The following is a 1,638-nucleotide window of genomic DNA, read 5'->3' on the forward strand; positions in this document are numbered from 1 at the left end:
CCCCCTCTGGCAGGATAGTTGTCACTGTTAAAATTTAACCAGATTGGGCGGCAATGAGTTTATCGTGTCTCGTATCTCTACTGAAAGAAAAGAAGTAATACTCAAGAAGCTACTGCCTCCATCTTCGATGTCTGTAAGCCAAATATCAAAGGAAGAAGGCATTAGTCCTGGAACCCTGTATTATTGGCGGCAACAACTCAGACATTCTGGAGCTCCTGTGCCCAATAGCAATACTTCATCAGAGCAGTGGTCTGCACAAACCAAACTCGCCATCATCGCTGAAACTTACTCAATGACTGAGCATGAACTCAGCCAATATTGTCGCGAGAAAGGTCTGTTCCCTGAACAAATCAAAGCTTGGCGAAATGAGTGCATGCAAGGATTTATGACAACGAAAGAACAGGAGCTAGAAGCAAAAAAACAAGCGAAAGCCGATAAAATGGAAATCAAAGCGCTGAAAAAAGAGTTACGTTTTAAAGAAAAAGCCTTAGCGGAAACGGCAGCTTTGTTGGTACTACGAAAAAAGCTGAGGGCCTTTTACGGGGAAGAACCCGAGGACGACTAACCTCAACCGATGAAAGGCAATACCTAATAACACTTATTCGCGATGCTCAACAACATGGTTGCCGTTTAGAGCAAGCTTGTCATGAAGCAGAGATTGACTTGAGAACGTATCGACGCTGGTATCAACAGGGCAATGTTCAAGCTGATAAAAGACCAACATGCACCAGGCCTGTGCCTGCTAATAAACTGACACAACAAGAGCGAGAAGCGATCATCGAAATATGCAATCGACCTGAATATGCTAGTTTGCCACCTACTCAAATCGTTCCGACTTTGCTGGATAAAGGCGAATATATTGCCTGTGAATCAAGCTACTATCGGGTATTGAAGGCACATGGTCAACTGCATAAGCGTGGTCGACAGAAAGGAAGACAACGACATGCTAAACCAACAAGCTACACAGCGACAGGGCCAAATCAAGTATACAGTTGGGATATTACTTACTTGCCATCTAAGGTGATTGGGCAACACTACTACCTGTACGTTATAGAAGATATCTACAGCAGAAAAATCGTTGGTTATGATGTCTATGAGAGTGAATGTGGTGAGTTAGCCTCACAACTCTTACAACGTACATTACTACGTGAGCAATGCTTTAATCAGCCCTTAGTGCTTCACTCAGATAATGGTGCGCCAATGAAATCACTCACGCTCAAAGCAAAGATGGATGAGCTAGGTATTACCTCATCGTACAGCCGACCACGAGTCAGCGATGATAATCCTTATGTTGAGTCGCTGTTCCGAACCGTGAAGTATATAGCGAGCTGGCCCACGAAAGGCTTTAATGGTTTGGAAGAAAGTCGTTGTTGGGTCAACGGGTTTGTACGTTGGTATAATACTGAGCACAAACATAGCAAGTTAAATTATGTTACTCCTTCCGAGCGTCATAGTGGAAAGGATAGAGAGATCTTAGCGCATCGTGCAGAGGTACTACTGAGTGCGAAAAATAAAAATCCAGGGCGTTGGTCTCGTGATATCAGAAACTGTGAGCCTGTTGGTGAAGTGCATTTAAATCCAGAAAAAGATGCTGCTTAATATCTAAGCAAATGATGACAACTAACTTGAAAAACACCG

At 43.5% G+C, this 1,638-nt stretch carries 1 protein-coding gene; it reads left to right on the plus strand.

Translation table 11 applies throughout. The annotated features are described in order from the left end of the window. The first annotated feature begins 64 nt into the window (after positions 1-64). A protein-coding gene (locus FKN05_RS16440; RefSeq protein ID WP_170888009.1) for an IS3 family transposase occupies positions 65-1,599 on the plus strand; the annotation gives its coding sequence in 2 pieces (ribosomal slippage) (positions 65-536 and positions 536-1,599; 1,536 coding nt in all). Positions 1,600-1,638: the final 39 nt, after the last annotated feature.

This window comes from Vibrio sp. 1-1(7) (genome assembly GCF_013048485.1).
Taxonomy (GTDB): Bacteria; Pseudomonadota; Gammaproteobacteria; order Enterobacterales; family Vibrionaceae; genus Vibrio; species Vibrio fujianensis.